This window comes from Simiduia sp. (assembly GCF_058345725.1).
The window spans coordinates 31,826-45,837 of record NZ_JBTUOC010000008.1; the positions used below are offsets into that span (position 1 = coordinate 31,826).

Below are 14,012 nucleotides of genomic sequence, written 5' to 3' on the forward strand. Positions count from 1 at the left end.
GGGCTTCCCTTCGTTTTTTATTGTTAATTGCAGCCGGTGTTTAAGGCTCGCAGTTGGCCTGCCAAAACTGCTTCGCCACGCGGGCGCTGTGGCTGGCTTTGTCTAGGGCAAATTGCCGGGCGGCGGCGTGCAAGGCTTGGGTGGCCGCCGCCGGATCTTGGGCGCGCGCAAGCTGCTCGCTAAAGAGCGCATCGACCACGGCAAAGTAGTCGTCCCAACCGGCCGGGTAAAAGCTCAGACACAGGCCGAACCGATCGGCCAGCGACAGCTTTTCTTCCACACCGTCGCCGTAGTGCAGCTCGTTATTACGCAGCGCGACGCCGGCGTTATCTTGTGCCTGCTCGGGCATCAAATGGCGGCGATTACTGGTGGCGTAAAGCAGCACATTTTCCGGCGGCAATTCAATGGAACCTTCAAGCACACTTTTTAAGGGTTTATAGCCGCCCTCGCCCGCCTCGAACGAGAGGTCGTCGCAGAACACAATAAAGCGCTGTGGCAGGGTGCGAATATCGTCCACGATATCCGGTAAATCTTTGAGGTCGTCCTTGTCCACTTCTATCACGCGCAGCCCCTGCGGTGCTAAGTGGTTGAGCAAGGCCTTAACCAGGCTGGACTTACCGGTACCGCGGGCGCCCCAAAGCAGCGCGTGATTGGCGGGCCGGCCCGCCAGAAAGCGCTGGGTGTTTTCCAGCAGGGCCTGCTTTTGCGTATCAATACCCAGTAAATCTGCCAGCGCAATGGTGTCTAACCGCAACGCCGGCCGCAGGCAATTTTTACGCGCGCGCCAAATGGCGGCGTGGGTATTGGTCCAATCGAGTGTCATGCCCCCTGCATAGCCTCCAGTGCCGCCACCAGTGCTTCCATGTCGTGCTGCGAGCCGATGCTAATGCGCAGGTAGTCGCTGATGCGCGGCTTGTTGAAGTAGCGCACAATAATTTGCTTGGCGCGCAGGGCTTCAAAAACGGTTTTTGCATCGGCGTGCGTGGGTTTGGCAAACACGAAATTGGCCTTGGAGGGCAGCACCTCAAAGCCCAGCCGCTGCAAGGCCTGGGTGGTGTAATCGCGAGTGGCCACCACCTGCGCGCAGGCCTGTTTGAAATAGGCATCGTCGTTAATGGAGGCCACGCCCGCCAACTGCGACAGGCGGTCTACGGGGTAGGAGTTAAAACTGTTTTTGACCCGTTCCAGCGCCTCGATCAAGCCCGCAGACCCAATGGCGTAGCCCAGGCGCAGACCCGCCAGCGCGCGCGATTTAGACGTGGTGTGTACCACCAGCAGGTTGTCGAATTCGGCAATCAAGGGCAGCGCCGACTCCGCACCAAAATCCACATAGGCTTCATCTACCAACACCACCGAATCGCGATTGGCCTGTAGCAGCCGGCGAATGTCATCCAAGGGCAGCGCCAGGCCGGTGGGCGCATTGGGGTTGGCAAACACGATGCCGCCGTTGGGTTGGCGATAGTCCTCCAGTGCCAAGCTGAAATCCGCGCGCAGCGGTACTGTGTTAAAAGCGATGTTGTACAGGTTGCAGTACACCGGGTAAAAGCTGTAGCTCACATCCGGAAACAGCAGCGGCCGGGGCTGCTGAAAAAATGCGTAAAACGCGTGTGCCAATACCTCGTCTGATCCGTTGCCCACAAATACTTGGTTGGCGCCCACACCGTAGTAGCCCGCCAGGCTGTCGACCAGCACCTGCGAATTTGGATCTGGATAGAGCCGGAGCCGATCCACCTCGGCCTGGGTGATGGCCTCGAACACCGCCGGCGACGGCGGCAGCGCACTTTCGTTGGTGTTGAGCTTAATCAACTTCTGGGCCTTGGGCTGCTCGCCCGGCACATAGGGTTCAAGCCGCGCGACGGCGGGGCTCCACAAACGGCTGGTAGACTGGGTCATGGCGCGATTCTGCTTAGTATCTGTAGGTAAGAAAGGTGCCGAGTATATCCCAAGCGCCCGCTAAAGTTTATGCGCCGGCAGGTGTGGGGGCCGCCGCGCTGCACCTGGCGCGCCCGGCTGGTTTATACTGGCAAGGCTCAATGCGACTTTCGCTCACACTCACGCCAAAAGGATTACGGCAGATGCCACTGTTACTACTCGCCATACTTATTCAACTTGCACTGGTGGTGCACGTGATTAAAACCGGGCGCGACCACATGTGGATTTGGATACTGCTGATGGCGCCCATGATTGGCGGTTTGGCCTATCTGGTGGTTGAGTTACTGCCGGAGTGGAGCCGGGGCGCGGCGGCCCACAAGGTGCGCAAAAAAGTGGTGGATATGACCGACCCCCACCGCGATTTGCGCCAGGCCCACGCCCATTTGCGCAATAACGACACGGTGCAAAACCTGATTAACATGGCGGAAGAGTGCATGGCCAAGGGCCTGTTCGAAGACGCCGAAGGCTTTTGGCGCCGCGCGCTCAAGGGCCAGTTCGCCAACGACCCGGTGCTGCTCGAAGGCTTGGCGCGCGCACAGTTCGGCGACAAGCGCTACGCCAATTGCCGGGTGACACTGGAAACCTTAATTGAAGCCAACCCCGATTACCGCTCTAAAATCGGCCACGTGCTCTATGCGCGCAGCCTGTTTGAAATGGGCGACACCGAGGGCGCCCTCAAGGAATTCAGCGCCCTGCGCGAATACCACCCCACGGCGCTGGTGAAATATCACCTGGGCGAACTGCTCTACCAACACAACCGCCCCACCGATGCACTGGCGCAATACAGCAGTATTCTCGAAGAGGAAAATGCCTGGGACCCGAGCGGCGAAAGCGATAAACCCTGGCTGGATAAAGCAGCCGCGCGCCTGAAAAACCTGCAAACCCACTGAGCAGCAACGGTTTCTGCAGCAGTCCAACCGAGCCCGCGTTAGCGTTGAAACACAATCGCACCCAAAAGCCGCGCCTGGGCAGCGGCCTTTGGGTGCGATTGTCAGCGCTGGTTTTAGCTGAAGGTTACAGTTGCCGGTAGGCTTCGCCCAATGCTTGCATGGCCTCGCGCAACTGGTGATCGGCGTGGTAGGGCGCCGGCCCAAAACGCAGGGCGTGACCGCGCGCATCGGTGTAGACCCCCTGTTTGGCCAGCAATTGGCACAGGGTACCGGCCGCCGGTGTTTGCACCACTAAAAAGCCCGCGCGCTCCGACAGCGCCAACTCGTGGTCTAGCTGGATATCCTCGGTGGGTAAATCCAGGCCCTCGAAGGTGGTAGCCAATACCGCCAACTGGTGTTGACTGATTTTCCGCAACAATTCCGGCGTCAGCCCCTGCTCTTCAAAAAAGCGAAACACCCGGGCGGCCCGGTAGTGGCTGGTGGGGTCGTAGGTAGAGCCGGCAAAACGGGCCGCGCCCTTGCCGTAGTGCACCTGGTTGTCGGGCTGACTTTCCAGCAGGCCAAACTCGGCGTACCAACCGGTGTTGACCGGGCGCAACTCGCAATCGGGCGGCACGCGCATAAAGCAATTGCCTTCGCCTAGCTGGCAGTACTTGTAGCCGCCGCCCACGATAAAGGCCGAGTCCAGCCCCAAATTGTGCACGTTCACGGGCAACACGTTTAGCGAGTGGTACATGTCGACCAACAACTGCGCACCCTGGTAGCGGCACTGTTGCGCCACGGCGTGAAAATCGTTGACCACGCGGCTGGAATTAAAAAAGACCTGCGACACCATCACCGCCGCCGTGGTTTTATCCACCACCTTGGCCAGGCGTTCGCTAAAGGTATTGGCGGGGTATTGCGCCACCACAATTAATTCTACGCCCTCTTCCTGCAGCCGGGTTAGCTGCCGGCGCAAAGTGTGAAACTCGCCGTCACTGGTCACAATGCGCGGGCGCGCCACCAGGTCCAATGCCGAGATAAAGCGCATCACCAGCTCGTGGGTGTTTTGCGCCAGCGCGATTTCGGCTTCGGGTTCGTTTAGCAGGCGCCGAAAACCGGCGCGCACCTGCTCGGCCATTTGTTCGGCCTTGGCCCATTTGTTATCCACCAGTTCGGCGGCGTCGTGCCAGGCCTGTTCCTGGGCGCCCAGGCTGCAGTCGGGCCAGGCCTGATGCGAGTGGCCGGTTAACAACAGGCGATCGGCCACGCGAAAATGGCTGTAGTGTTGGGCCAGCGGATTCACTGCGCCTTTGAGGTCTTCAATAGTGATGGTCATGGTAGGTTTCTCACAGGCGGTAGCGAATATTCCAGAGGTCTGGGTACAGGGGCGCAAACAGCGTCGAACGCAAATATTCCGCGCCGCTAGAGCCACCGGTGCCGGGCTTCATGCCGATGGTGCGCTCTACCATTTTGACATGGCGGTAGCGCCATTCTTGCAGGCCCTCGTCGATATCCACCAGTGCCTCCATAATTTCCGACAGAAGCGGCTCGGTGCGGTAAATGGTGATCAACAGCTCTTGCACCTCGCTGTCGGGCTTGACGCTTTCGGTCAGGTCGCGCTTCATCACATCCAGCGGGACGGCAAAGCCCCGGCGCGACAAAAATGCCAAAAACGCATCCCACAGGGTGGGCGCCGCCAGGCGCGCCAGCAGCCGCTCGCGCTCGCGACTGCCCTCTGGGTAAGGCGACAACTTAGACACATTTTTCATGCCCAGTAAAAATTCCAATTCGCGAAACTGGAAGGACTGAAAACCCGAGGCGGTATCTAAAAATTCGCGGAACGACGAAAACTCCAATGGCGACAATGTCTCTAAAATATCTACCTGCTGCACCAGCGTTTTAAAAATGGTGCGCACGCGCTTGAGTGTGTGCAGGCAGCGGTAGCGCTCGTCTTCTGCAAATAACACCACCAGGTGGTCCAGCTCGTGCAGCAACTGCTTAAACCACAGCTCGTAGGCCTGATGAATGGTGATAAACAACAGTTCATCGTGCTCTGGGCCCTTAGACAGCGGTTGTTGTAGCGCAATCAGTTCATTGACCTTCAGATAGTCGCCATAGGTTAACGCCATGAAATACTCACTTATTCAATCGATAGGGGTAGTTTGGTTGTCTTGTTTCTGCGCGCGCACTCAGAAAAAACTGCTGGTTTCGGCCAGCGAGTGCTTGCTGATATTGGGCACTTGCACGCCCGCTGCGGGGTAGCCCACCACCAGCAATATGTAGGGTCGCTCGTCGTCGGGGCGCTTTAAAATAGTGTTTAAAAATTTCATCGGGCTTGGGGTGTGGGTCAGCGTGGCCAAACCCGACAGGTGCAGCGCAGAGATCAGCATGCCCGTCGCAATGCCCACCGACTCACTGGTGTAATAATTTTTGTGTTTGCCGCCGTCGTTGCCGGGGTTGAACTTTTGCAGAAAAATACCGATCAGCACGGGCGCCGTTTCTAAAAACGGTTTTTGATCATCGGTGCCCAGGGGCGCCAAATCCGCCAGCCATTCCTCTGAGGCGCGGCGCTGATAAAACTCGCGCTCCTCGGCCTCGGCCGCCAGACGTATTTCGCGCTTTACGGCCGGGTCTGTGACTACGGCAAAGTGCCAGGGCTGTTTATTGGCACCGCTTGGCGCCGTGCCAGCTGCCAGCAAAGCTTGCTGAATGACCGCCATGGGCACCGGCTCCGGCGAAAATTCGCGAACACTGCGGCGCTTGCGCATCCTCTGGTAGAATGCCTCGGCCTCCCGGCACATGCTGGCCTCGGTCATGCGTTCAAACTGCAGGGGGATAAAGGCTTCGGCGTTCATGGGCGCTCCTGTTGTGATTTTGTCACAGGTGATTATTGTAGTGTGTCGCAGCGGCGGCGCAGGCCTTGCTGGCCGTTGCCAGCCTATTGCTTGGGGCTGCACGCAACGCCTGTGCACTGGCACCCCACCCGCTCACGCCATTTCTATGATTGCATGATAAGGTTACATATGAAACCATTGTGCTCCTCGAATGGCAACCTCAAGACGGCTGCTTTGTAAGATGACTATTGAAAAAAACGCAATTACCCAACTGCAACTGGCAGATTTTTTACCCTACAAGTTGTCGATACTGGCCAACCGCATCAGCTATGCCATCGCCGATGCCTATTCCAGCCGCTTTCACCTGACCATCCCCGCCTGGCGAGTCATGGCGGTATTGGGCCTGGAAGACAATCTAACCGCCGCCGATTTAGTCACCCGCACCGCCATGGATAAGGTTGCCATCAGCCGGGCCGTGGCCAGCTTGCTGGAGATGGCCTGCATTCACCGCGAGCTGGACCCAGACGACCGCCGCCGCTCGCTGCTGACCTTGACCGACAAGGGCCGCGACATCTACCAGCGCATCATCCCGCTGGCGCGCTGCTACGAACAGGACCTTTTGAATCAATTGAGCGACGACGAACAACAGGCGCTCAAACACATCACCAACAAATTAATGAAACGCGTAAATCAGTGGGAAAAACAAAACGTCAATCCCGCCAGCCTCCAGGAGACCCAAGATGTTTGAAGTATTGACCGCGCTCCCCGCCGACCCCATTCTGGGCCTGTCTGCCGCTTACAAAGCCGACAGCCACCCGCAAAAAATTGACTTGGGCGTGGGCGTTTACAAAGACGAGCAAGGCAATACGCCCGTGCTAAAAGCGGTCAAGCAGGCCGAGTTGGACTACCACAACCGCGAAACCACCAAGGTGTACATTGGCCCACCGGGTTCGGCTGAAGCCAATACCCTGCTGCAAAACCTGATTTTTGGCGCCGACCACCAGGCCGTCACCAGCGGCCGAGTGCGCACCATTCAGACACCCGGCGGCTGCGGCTCGCTGCGCGACGCCGCCGAGCTGATTAAAAAGGCCAACCCCAAGGCCACCGTGTGGGTGTCGGACCCCACCTGGGCCAATCACATTCCACTGTTGGGCAACGCCGGCCTGACCATTAAAACCTACCCCTACTACGACCACGCCACCAAGGGCGTTAACTTCAGCGCCATGATGGACACCCTGAAAGCAGTGGGCAAAGGCGACCTGGTACTGTTGCACGGCTGCTGCCACAACCCTTGCGGCGCCGACCTCAGCCAGCCCCAATGGCAGGCCATTGCCGAGCTGGCGGTGCAAAACGGCTTCACCCCCTTTATCGACATGGCCTATCAGGGCTTTGGCGAGGGCCTGGAGCAGGATGCCTACGGCGTGCGCTTGCTGGCCGACACTGTGCCCGAGCTAATAGTGTCTAGCTCCTGCTCGAAGAACTTTGGCCTCTACCGCGAGCGCGCCGGCGCCCTGTCGATCATGTACGCCAGTAGCCAAGATGCCGATAAGGGCCAAAGCAACCTGCTTAGCGTGGTGCGCGGCATCTACTCCATGCCGCCCAACCACGGCAGCGCCATTGTCGAAACCATTCTGGGCAGCCCGACGCTGACCGCCACCTGGCACCAAGAGCTGGCCGAGATGCGCGAGCGCATTAAATCGCTGCGCGCACTGCTCAACCAAAAGCTGCAGGAAAAAGGCGCCGAGGGCGACTTCAGTTTTATCGAGCGCCAATCGGGTATGTTTTCTTTCTTGGGCATTAATAAAGAACAAGTGCACAGCCTGGTGCACGATTACAGTATTTATTTGGTAGACTCCAGCCGCATCAATATTGCGGGCATTAGCTTGGCTAATGTGGACTACCTGGCAGACTCGATTGTTGCCGTACTGAAAAAATAAGGACACCCATGAAACCCTGGAGCCCGGACAGCTGGCGATCACACCCCATTCACCAGCAGCCCACCTACCCAGATGCGGCCGCGCTCGCGGCCGTGGAAGCGCAACTGGCCAAGTTGCCGCCGCTGGTATTTGCCCAGGAGGCACGCGACCTGCAAGCCCAGCTGGCACGGGCGTGCGAAGGCAAAGCGTTTTTACTGCAGGGCGGCGACTGCGCCGAGAGCTTTGCCGATTTTTCCGCCAATAGCATTCGCGATACTTTTAAAGTATTGCTGCAAATGGCGGTGGTGCTCACTTACTCGGGCCGCAAGCCGGTGGTTAAGGTGGCGCGCATGGCGGGCCAGTTTGCCAAGCCCCGCTCGGCCGACACCGAAACCATCGATGGCGTAACCCTGCCCGCCTACCGTGGCGACATTGTTAACCAGTTGGATTTCACCGAGCAGGCGCGGGTGCCAGACCCCAGCCGCATGCTGCAGGCCTACCACCAGTCCACCGCCACGCTGAACCTAGTGCGCGCCTTTGCCACCGGAGGCCTGGCCGACCTGCACAAGGTCAACCAGTGGAACCTGGACTTTGCCGAGGCCAGCCCGCTGCGCGAGCGCTATCTGGAAGTGGCCGAGCGCATCCAGGACGCGCTGGCGTTTATGGAAGTGTGTGGCGTGAGTTCAGACAACACACCGCCGCTGCACGCCACCCACCTGTACACCTCGCACGAAGCGTTGCTGCTGAATTACGAACAGGCACTCACGCGCAAAGACAGCCTGACCGGCAACTGGTACAACTGCTCTGCGCACATGCTCTGGATTGGCGAGCGCACCCGCCAGCTGGATGCCGCGCACGTGGAGTTTTTCCGCGGCATTCACAACCCCATTGGTGTGAAGGTGGGGCCGGGCATGCAGCCCGACGAAATGATTCAACTGATCGACGCCCTGAATCCAGACAATATTCCGGGCCGCCTGACGCTGATTACCCGCATGGGCGCCAATAACCTGGCCGACAAATTGCCGACACTGGCGCGAAAGGTGAAAGCCGAAGGGCGCAAGGTGGTCTGGTCGTCCGACCCCATGCACGGCAACACCGTCAAGGCCAGCAGCGGCTATAAAACCCGCTCGTTCGACGATATTCTCGCGGAGATCAACCACTTTTTTGCCGCCCTGCGCGCCGAGGGCCAGGAGCCCGGCGGCATTCACCTGGAGATGACCGGCCAGCACGTCACCGAGTGCACCGGCGGCGCCTACCAGATCAGCGAAAGCGATTTGGCAAACTGCTACCGCACCCAGTGCGACCCGCGCCTGAACGGCGATCAAGTATTGGAGATGGCCTTCTGCATTGCCGAGCGGCTGCGCGCTTGAACTGCTAGGCGCCTAAACCAAGCGGCGACGGAACCAAGCGCCGCGTAATTTAAGCGACGTTTGAACATCAGCCCATAAAAAAGCCGCGCAGAGCGCGGCTTTTTTGTTGCCCAAACTGTGCGGTTACTGCTTTTCAAACACCAACTGAAAGCTCACCGGTACCTGCGTGGCGATGGCGTTTAATTTGGCCACCGCTTGCAGCGCCTGCACACCGGCCTGCATGCCAAACTCTGCCGCATTAATCACGACTGGCGCGCGGTTCACTACCTGAAAACCGCCGCCGGCCAGGGCGGTCACCCGGCAGGGCACGGTGAGCGTCTTTTTTACGCCGTGCAGGCTCAGCGCCAACGCCGGCTCCACATCTACAAACTCGCCGACCTTTAAACCGCTAAAGCGACTCATATCCAATTGCGCCGCCACGTCGGCGGTGGCGAACTTGACAGTATCAAACAGCAATTTCTGCATACGTTCGTTGCGAATGGCGATGCCGGTTTCGACCGAGGCCAGGTCGACAGAGAAGGTGGCATTGCCCGCGGCATTAATGGCACCGTTTAATTGACCAAAGTGGTGCACCTCTGTGACAGCGCCATTTTTCACGGAAATAAAGTGCATTGAAGACTGGTCGGGTTTCAGATTCCAATCGGCCCAGGCACTGGTTGCCAGGCATCCCAACATTGCGGCCACTGCTAACTGCTTCATGATTAACTCCTTTGGTATGGGGTAAAACGTCGCGATGGCATAGAATACCCGCGCACCTCGGCGTCGTCTGCCTTTATTTGCTGTGCAGTGCACCAATAGGTACCGCTATACTAAACACGGCTCGCTAAATAACCTTGCATCTGAGCCTTTGCCGGGAGCGCCTGCTTTGCCCTCAGACATCCAATTTTTTCTCGCCAGAGCCGGAGATCTACAAGACTGGCCCGACCCGCAAAATTGGCTGTGCAACGATGAAATCCACCGCTATGTGGCCATGGGCTCTAGCGCTCGACGCCTGGAGTTTATCAAGGGTCACTGGCTGATGCGCTTGGCCATTGGCTATATCACCGGCCGTGCGCCCGACAGCTTTGCCGTGCAGCAACCGGAAAAATCCCCGCCCCTGTTTACCGATGTACCCGGCCTAGTCACCAGCCTGTCGCACTGCAAGGGCTGGCTCGGGCTGTTGGTGCTGCAAAATGCACACACGCCGGCGCTAAAAATAGGTATCGATATCGAAACCGAGCGAGCCAGGCCTAACTTAACGCGCTTGGCAGGGCACAGCTTCGGTGCCGACTGGCTGGCGGCGCACGAATCGCAGCTACTGCCCCAATTTTTTCAGCGCTGGACTCGCTGTGAGGCGGTGGTCAAAGCGAGCCACCTACCACTGGGCACGCAATTACTGCGCGGACAAATTTTCACCACCGCCGAGCCTCAGAGTGCGGGCCTGTGGGTGTACCACCATCGCTGGGTACCCAAAGCGGAGGCAGAGGAACCTCTGCATCTGAGCATTGCCACTCCCTACCCGGTAACGCTGGAAGGACACTGCTGGAGCGGCGATCACTTTCAGCCGGTGCAATGGCCTTTTTCTACGGCGCGTGCGCCCCTGGATTAAATGCTCGACGCGCTCAGTTGTCGTCGTATTTTTTTGAGTTATCCAATATGTCCAACACCTTGCGATAAACACCGCGCGTGAATACCTGGGAATACTCTTCCAGCAAGTCCACGCCGGAAAGCACAAATACCACCAGCACACTGAATTTAAAGGCCACCAACAGCTTGCCAATGGCCACGCAGACACCGATGGCCGACAACACCCAAATCGCCGCCGCCGAGGTCACACCCATAACCACGCCCTTGCGCGCTAACATCACGCCTGCGCCCAAAAAGCCCACCCCAGTGATGACCTGGCCAATAATGCGCGAGGGGTCGGTCATGTGCGACGACACGCTGATCGAGGCCGCAATGAATATATAGGTCCCCAGCACGATAAGAATCGAGGTGCGAATACCCACCGGCTTGCCGCGCAACTGTCGCTCCAAGCCCACCAAACCACCACACGCCAAAGCCGTACCCACCGATGCCCAATCAAAGGGCGCGATACTCACCCACGACTGCCAATCCATAAACTCCCCCATTGAATGCGAACGCCCGAAGCAAGATACCCCAGTACAGTATCAGTGTAGTCTGCCGGGCCCGCGCTAGACACTGTGCCCTTAAAAACCGAAGGATTATTTTATTTGATTCCGAGGGCAGATTATTGCTTGACCACTCCCCGCTTTGGTCTTAACTTTCGCCACCTCAAACGTCCATGCTGGCACGCTCCACCCACAGCTGTTACGCTGACTCGTCAGTGAGCCCAAGTGAGGATACGGATAGGGTGAACGCTCGGTAGAACACCGCGCGCAAATCCAGACGTTTCAATGACCTCTGAGTCCCAACCATCACCAGATTGGAGCGAATTGCAGCATGCAGCAACGAATCGATATCAACGATTACTTTTCCCCCGAAGCCTTCAAGCGTATTAAAGACCTGGCCGACACCAAAGAAACCCCCTTTGTGGTGGTGGACAAGGCCACGGTAGCCGAGCACTACGACGACTTGGTCGCCGGATTTCCGGTGGCAAAAATTTACTACGCTGTCAAAGCCAACCCCGCCGACGAACTGATTGCGTTGCTCAAAGACAAGGGCTCGAATTTCGACATTGCCAGCATTTACGAATTGGACAAGGTGATGGCGCACGGCGTCAGCGCCGATCGGATCAGTTTTGGCAACACCATTAAAAAGAGCAAAGACATTCGCTACTTTTACGACAAAGGCGTGCGACTTTTCTCTACCGACTCGGAAGCCGACCTGCGCAACATTGCCAAGGCCGCGCCCGGCTCAAAAATTTACGTGCGCATTTTAACTGAGGGATCGCAAACCGCCGACTGGCCACTGTCGCGCAAGTTTGGCTGTCAAACCGACATGGCCATGGATTTGCTGGTAATGGCGCGCGACCTGGGCTTAACACCCTACGGCATTTCTTTCCACGTAGGCTCCCAGCAGCGCGACATTGGCGTATGGGACGCTGCCATCGGCAAGGCCAAAGTCATTTTTGAGCGCCTGAAAGAAGAGGATGGCATCGCACTGAAAATGATTAACATGGGCGGCGGCTTTCCCGCTAACTATGTGACCAAAGCCAATAGCCTGACCACCTACGCCGAGGAAATCACGCGCTTTTTGGAAGAAGACTTTGGCGACGAAATGCCAGAAATCATCCTGGAGCCAGGCCGCTCACTGGTGGGCAACGCGGGCATTTTGGTGAGCGAAGTGGTGTTGATTTCCAAAAAATCACACACCGCCTTAAACCGCTGGATTTTTACCGACGTGGGCAAGTTTTCCGGCCTGATCGAAACCATGGACGAGTCCATTAAGTACCCCATCTACGTCGAGAAAACCGGCGAACTGGAAGAGGCCGTGATTGCCGGCCCCACCTGCGACAGCGCCGATATTATGTACGAAAACTACATGTACGGTCTGCCGCTCAATTTGGCCATTGGCGATCGGTTGTACTGGATCTCCACCGGTGCCTACACCACCAGTTATTCGGCAGTGGAATTTAACGGCTTCCCGCCGCTGAAAGACTATTTCGTCTAAGACATTACCCACCACCGCTGCCCCTGGGCGCAGCGGTGGTTCGCCCCCCACAGCAAGCCTTCCATCAACCCTAAGCCTAACACCGCCGCGTCTCGCTGAGCCCTATGGCACCGCCCTCGCGCGCGCAGCCAAATGTGGTAAAGTGCGCCCGTCTTAAAAACACCAACGGTTTACCCATGGCACAGCTGTATTTTTATTACTCCACCATGAACGCGGGCAAGTCCACCACCTTACTGCAATCGGCTTATAACTACCGCGAGCGCGGCATGGAAGTAAGCCTCTACACGGCAGCCATCGATGATCGCTTTGGGGTGGGTAAAATCAGTTCGCGCATTGGCCTGGATGCCGATGCCAACCTGTTCGATGCCAACACCGATTTTTGGCACGAAATCAGCGATCAACTACGCAAGAAAACCATTGATTGTATTTTGATGGACGAGGTGCAGTTTCTCAGCAAAGATCAGGTGCGCCAACTCGCAAAAATTGCCGATGAGCTAGACATTCCCGTGCTTTGCTATGGCCTGCGTTCAGACTTTTTGGGCAATCCCTTCGAGGGCAGTATGTACCTGCTCACCTGGGCCGACAAGCTTTCTGAAATTAAAACTGTGTGCCACTGCGGGCGCAAGGCTACCATGGTGTTGCGCGTAGACGAGCAGGGCCGCGCGGTAAAAGAGGGCGAGCAAATTGAAATTGGCGACAGCTCTCGCTATGTTTCCGTGTGCCGTAAACACTACTACTCAGAAATTACCGAATAACCGCCAGAAGTCTATTTTCCTTGCCGGTATTTATCGTTCAGACCCAGCCCTTGGGCAATCAGTGCCAACGCCGCGACTAGGCGTTTTTCTTGCGTAGCGGCGCGCTTGGCACCGCCAATGTGCTCGGCAAACTCGCGCTGTTTGTAGGGCGCCAGTGCGGCAAATGCCGCCGCTAACTTAGCATCTGCCGACAGCGCCTGTTGCAATAACGCCGGCAGTTCAAGTGGCGCCGGCGTAGTGGCGACGCGCCTGCCCGCTGCCTGCAGTGCGATGGCCTCTTGGATGTAAGCTGCGATCAACGCCTCGTCCAGCCAGTCGTCGGGTCCAAAGCGCCACTGGCGCATGGCCTGGGTTTTACCCGATTGCGCATTCACCAATTGCCCGGCGCGATCGGCCAAGAGTGCACCTTGAAAAAACCATAGCCCCACATATTGCTTAAAAGCCGCCAGGCCCACCACGTTTTTGCCAGCCAGTGCATACACAGGTGCCCCCCATTTCACACTCTCCAGCAGCGGCGTTGCCAATAGCAGCGCGCGCAGTTGCCGCAATTGCACGCGCCATTGCGAGTGTTTTTCGATATAGGCCTGTACGGTATCGGATTGCGTCATGGTAATAGCGCACCTCCTGTTTTGCGCTGGCGGCAGCGCCCACTAGCGGCCTCGCTGCAGCTCGTAAACACACATGTTGACGGCCGAGGCCAGGTTCAGCGATTCGATTTTAC

General features: G+C 57.7%; 15 protein-coding genes. 7 read left to right on the plus strand and 8 right to left on the minus strand.

The window, feature by feature from the left end; all coding sequences use genetic code 11:
- Positions 1-40 precede the first annotated feature (40 nt).
- Both ACW8F6_RS02225 and hisC read right to left on the minus strand, forming a co-directional pair.
- Positions 41-823 carry an ATP-binding protein gene (locus ACW8F6_RS02225; RefSeq protein WP_491574210.1) on the minus strand — a complete coding sequence of 261 codons (783 nt, stop codon included), beginning with the start codon at positions 821-823 and terminating at the stop codon, positions 41-43.
- Complete coding sequence (hisC, locus tag ACW8F6_RS02230) at positions 820-1,893, minus strand: histidinol-phosphate transaminase (RefSeq protein WP_491574211.1); 1,074 nt, start codon at positions 1,891-1,893, stop codon at positions 820-822. The genes ACW8F6_RS02225 and hisC overlap by 4 nt, the downstream gene beginning before the upstream one ends.
- A gap of 182 nt (positions 1,894-2,075) precedes the next feature.
- On the opposite strand from hisC, the gene ACW8F6_RS02235 reads away from it, so the two are divergent.
- Positions 2,076-2,822 (plus strand): tetratricopeptide repeat protein, encoded by a 747-nt coding sequence (locus tag ACW8F6_RS02235; protein WP_491574212.1) that lies wholly within the window; start codon positions 2,076-2,078, stop codon positions 2,820-2,822.
- 124 nt (positions 2,823-2,946) lie between these two features.
- Here ACW8F6_RS02235 and ACW8F6_RS02240 read toward each other — a convergent pair whose 3' ends face one another.
- The 3 genes from ACW8F6_RS02240 to ACW8F6_RS02250 are packed head-to-tail and all read right to left on the minus strand — an operon-like array spanning position 2,947 to position 5,659.
- A complete protein-coding gene (locus ACW8F6_RS02240) occupies positions 2,947-4,140 on the minus strand; it encodes an aminotransferase class V-fold PLP-dependent enzyme (RefSeq protein WP_491574213.1) in 1,194 nt (397 codons plus the stop codon).
- A 10-nt stretch (positions 4,141-4,150) separates the two neighbouring features.
- Positions 4,151-4,933: a tryptophan 2,3-dioxygenase gene (locus ACW8F6_RS02245; RefSeq protein ID WP_491574214.1), complete on the minus strand. Its 783-nt coding sequence runs from the start codon at positions 4,931-4,933 to the stop codon at positions 4,151-4,153.
- A gap of 60 nt (positions 4,934-4,993) precedes the next feature.
- A complete protein-coding gene (locus ACW8F6_RS02250) occupies positions 4,994-5,659 on the minus strand; it encodes a nitroreductase family protein (RefSeq protein ID WP_491574215.1) in 666 nt (221 codons plus the stop codon).
- Positions 5,660-5,879: 220 nt separating this feature from the next.
- Here ACW8F6_RS02250 and ACW8F6_RS02255 point away from each other — a divergent pair, with 220 nt between their 5' ends.
- The 3 genes from ACW8F6_RS02255 to ACW8F6_RS02265 are packed head-to-tail and all read left to right on the plus strand — an operon-like array spanning position 5,880 to position 8,924.
- Complete coding sequence (locus ACW8F6_RS02255; RefSeq protein WP_491574216.1) at positions 5,880-6,386, plus strand: MarR family winged helix-turn-helix transcriptional regulator; 507 nt, start codon at positions 5,880-5,882, stop codon at positions 6,384-6,386.
- The gene (locus ACW8F6_RS02260; protein WP_491574217.1) at positions 6,379-7,575 is read left to right on the plus strand and encodes an amino acid aminotransferase; all 1,197 of its coding nucleotides are present in this window, start codon (positions 6,379-6,381) and stop codon (positions 7,573-7,575) included. The genes ACW8F6_RS02255 and ACW8F6_RS02260 overlap by 8 nt, the downstream gene beginning before the upstream one ends.
- Before the next feature lie 8 nt (positions 7,576-7,583).
- The gene (locus ACW8F6_RS02265; protein ID WP_491574218.1) at positions 7,584-8,924 is read left to right on the plus strand and encodes a class II 3-deoxy-7-phosphoheptulonate synthase; all 1,341 of its coding nucleotides are present in this window, start codon (positions 7,584-7,586) and stop codon (positions 8,922-8,924) included.
- 123 nt (positions 8,925-9,047) lie between these two features.
- On the opposite strand, the gene ACW8F6_RS02270 is transcribed toward ACW8F6_RS02265, so the two are convergent.
- Positions 9,048-9,623 carry a YceI family protein gene (locus ACW8F6_RS02270; RefSeq protein WP_491574219.1) on the minus strand — a complete coding sequence of 192 codons (576 nt, stop codon included), beginning with the start codon at positions 9,621-9,623 and terminating at the stop codon, positions 9,048-9,050.
- A 166-nt stretch (positions 9,624-9,789) separates the two neighbouring features.
- Between ACW8F6_RS02270 and ACW8F6_RS02275 the strand changes: the two genes are divergently transcribed.
- Positions 9,790-10,512: a 4'-phosphopantetheinyl transferase family protein gene (locus ACW8F6_RS02275; RefSeq protein ID WP_491574220.1), complete on the plus strand. Its 723-nt coding sequence runs from the start codon at positions 9,790-9,792 to the stop codon at positions 10,510-10,512.
- 13 nt (positions 10,513-10,525) lie between these two features.
- Here ACW8F6_RS02275 and ACW8F6_RS02280 read toward each other — a convergent pair whose 3' ends face one another.
- Complete coding sequence (locus ACW8F6_RS02280) at positions 10,526-11,023, minus strand: MgtC/SapB family protein (protein WP_491574221.1); 498 nt, start codon at positions 11,021-11,023, stop codon at positions 10,526-10,528.
- A gap of 343 nt (positions 11,024-11,366) precedes the next feature.
- Between ACW8F6_RS02280 and ACW8F6_RS02285 the strand changes: the two genes are divergently transcribed.
- Together ACW8F6_RS02285 and ACW8F6_RS02290 are read left to right on the plus strand one after the other, a co-directional pair.
- Complete coding sequence (locus tag ACW8F6_RS02285) at positions 11,367-12,536, plus strand: type III PLP-dependent enzyme (protein WP_491574222.1); 1,170 nt, start codon at positions 11,367-11,369, stop codon at positions 12,534-12,536.
- Positions 12,537-12,712: 176 nt separating this feature from the next.
- Complete coding sequence (locus ACW8F6_RS02290; protein ID WP_491574223.1) at positions 12,713-13,291, plus strand: thymidine kinase; 579 nt, start codon at positions 12,713-12,715, stop codon at positions 13,289-13,291.
- An 11-nt stretch (positions 13,292-13,302) separates the two neighbouring features.
- Here ACW8F6_RS02290 and ACW8F6_RS02295 read toward each other — a convergent pair whose 3' ends face one another.
- A complete protein-coding gene (locus tag ACW8F6_RS02295; protein WP_491574224.1) occupies positions 13,303-13,899 on the minus strand; it encodes a DUF1801 domain-containing protein in 597 nt (198 codons plus the stop codon).
- Between the last annotated feature and the right edge of the window lie 113 nt (positions 13,900-14,012).

Coding starts and splice junctions, on each gene's coding strand:
- ACW8F6_RS02225 (WP_491574210.1), bottom strand. CDS start 823: ATGACACTCGATTGGACCAATACCCACGCCGCCATTTGGCGCGCGCGT.
- hisC (WP_491574211.1), bottom strand. CDS start 1,893: ATGACCCAGTCTACCAGCCGTTTGTGGAGCCCCGCCGTCGCGCGGCTT.
- ACW8F6_RS02235 (WP_491574212.1), top strand. CDS start 2,076: ATGCCACTGTTACTACTCGCCATACTTATTCAACTTGCACTGGTGGTG.
- ACW8F6_RS02240 (WP_491574213.1), bottom strand. CDS start 4,140: ATGACCATCACTATTGAAGACCTCAAAGGCGCAGTGAATCCGCTGGCC.
- ACW8F6_RS02245 (WP_491574214.1), bottom strand. CDS start 4,933: ATGGCGTTAACCTATGGCGACTATCTGAAGGTCAATGAACTGATTGCG.
- ACW8F6_RS02250 (WP_491574215.1), bottom strand. CDS start 5,659: ATGAACGCCGAAGCCTTTATCCCCCTGCAGTTTGAACGCATGACCGAG.
- ACW8F6_RS02255 (WP_491574216.1), top strand. CDS start 5,880: ATGACTATTGAAAAAAACGCAATTACCCAACTGCAACTGGCAGATTTT.
- ACW8F6_RS02260 (WP_491574217.1), top strand. CDS start 6,379: ATGTTTGAAGTATTGACCGCGCTCCCCGCCGACCCCATTCTGGGCCTG.
- ACW8F6_RS02265 (WP_491574218.1), top strand. CDS start 7,584: ATGAAACCCTGGAGCCCGGACAGCTGGCGATCACACCCCATTCACCAG.
- ACW8F6_RS02270 (WP_491574219.1), bottom strand. CDS start 9,623: ATGAAGCAGTTAGCAGTGGCCGCAATGTTGGGATGCCTGGCAACCAGT.
- ACW8F6_RS02280 (WP_491574221.1), bottom strand. CDS start 11,023: ATGGATTGGCAGTCGTGGGTGAGTATCGCGCCCTTTGATTGGGCATCG.
- ACW8F6_RS02285 (WP_491574222.1), top strand. CDS start 11,367: ATGCAGCAACGAATCGATATCAACGATTACTTTTCCCCCGAAGCCTTC.
- ACW8F6_RS02290 (WP_491574223.1), top strand. CDS start 12,713: ATGGCACAGCTGTATTTTTATTACTCCACCATGAACGCGGGCAAGTCC.
- ACW8F6_RS02295 (WP_491574224.1), bottom strand. CDS start 13,899: ATGACGCAATCCGATACCGTACAGGCCTATATCGAAAAACACTCGCAA.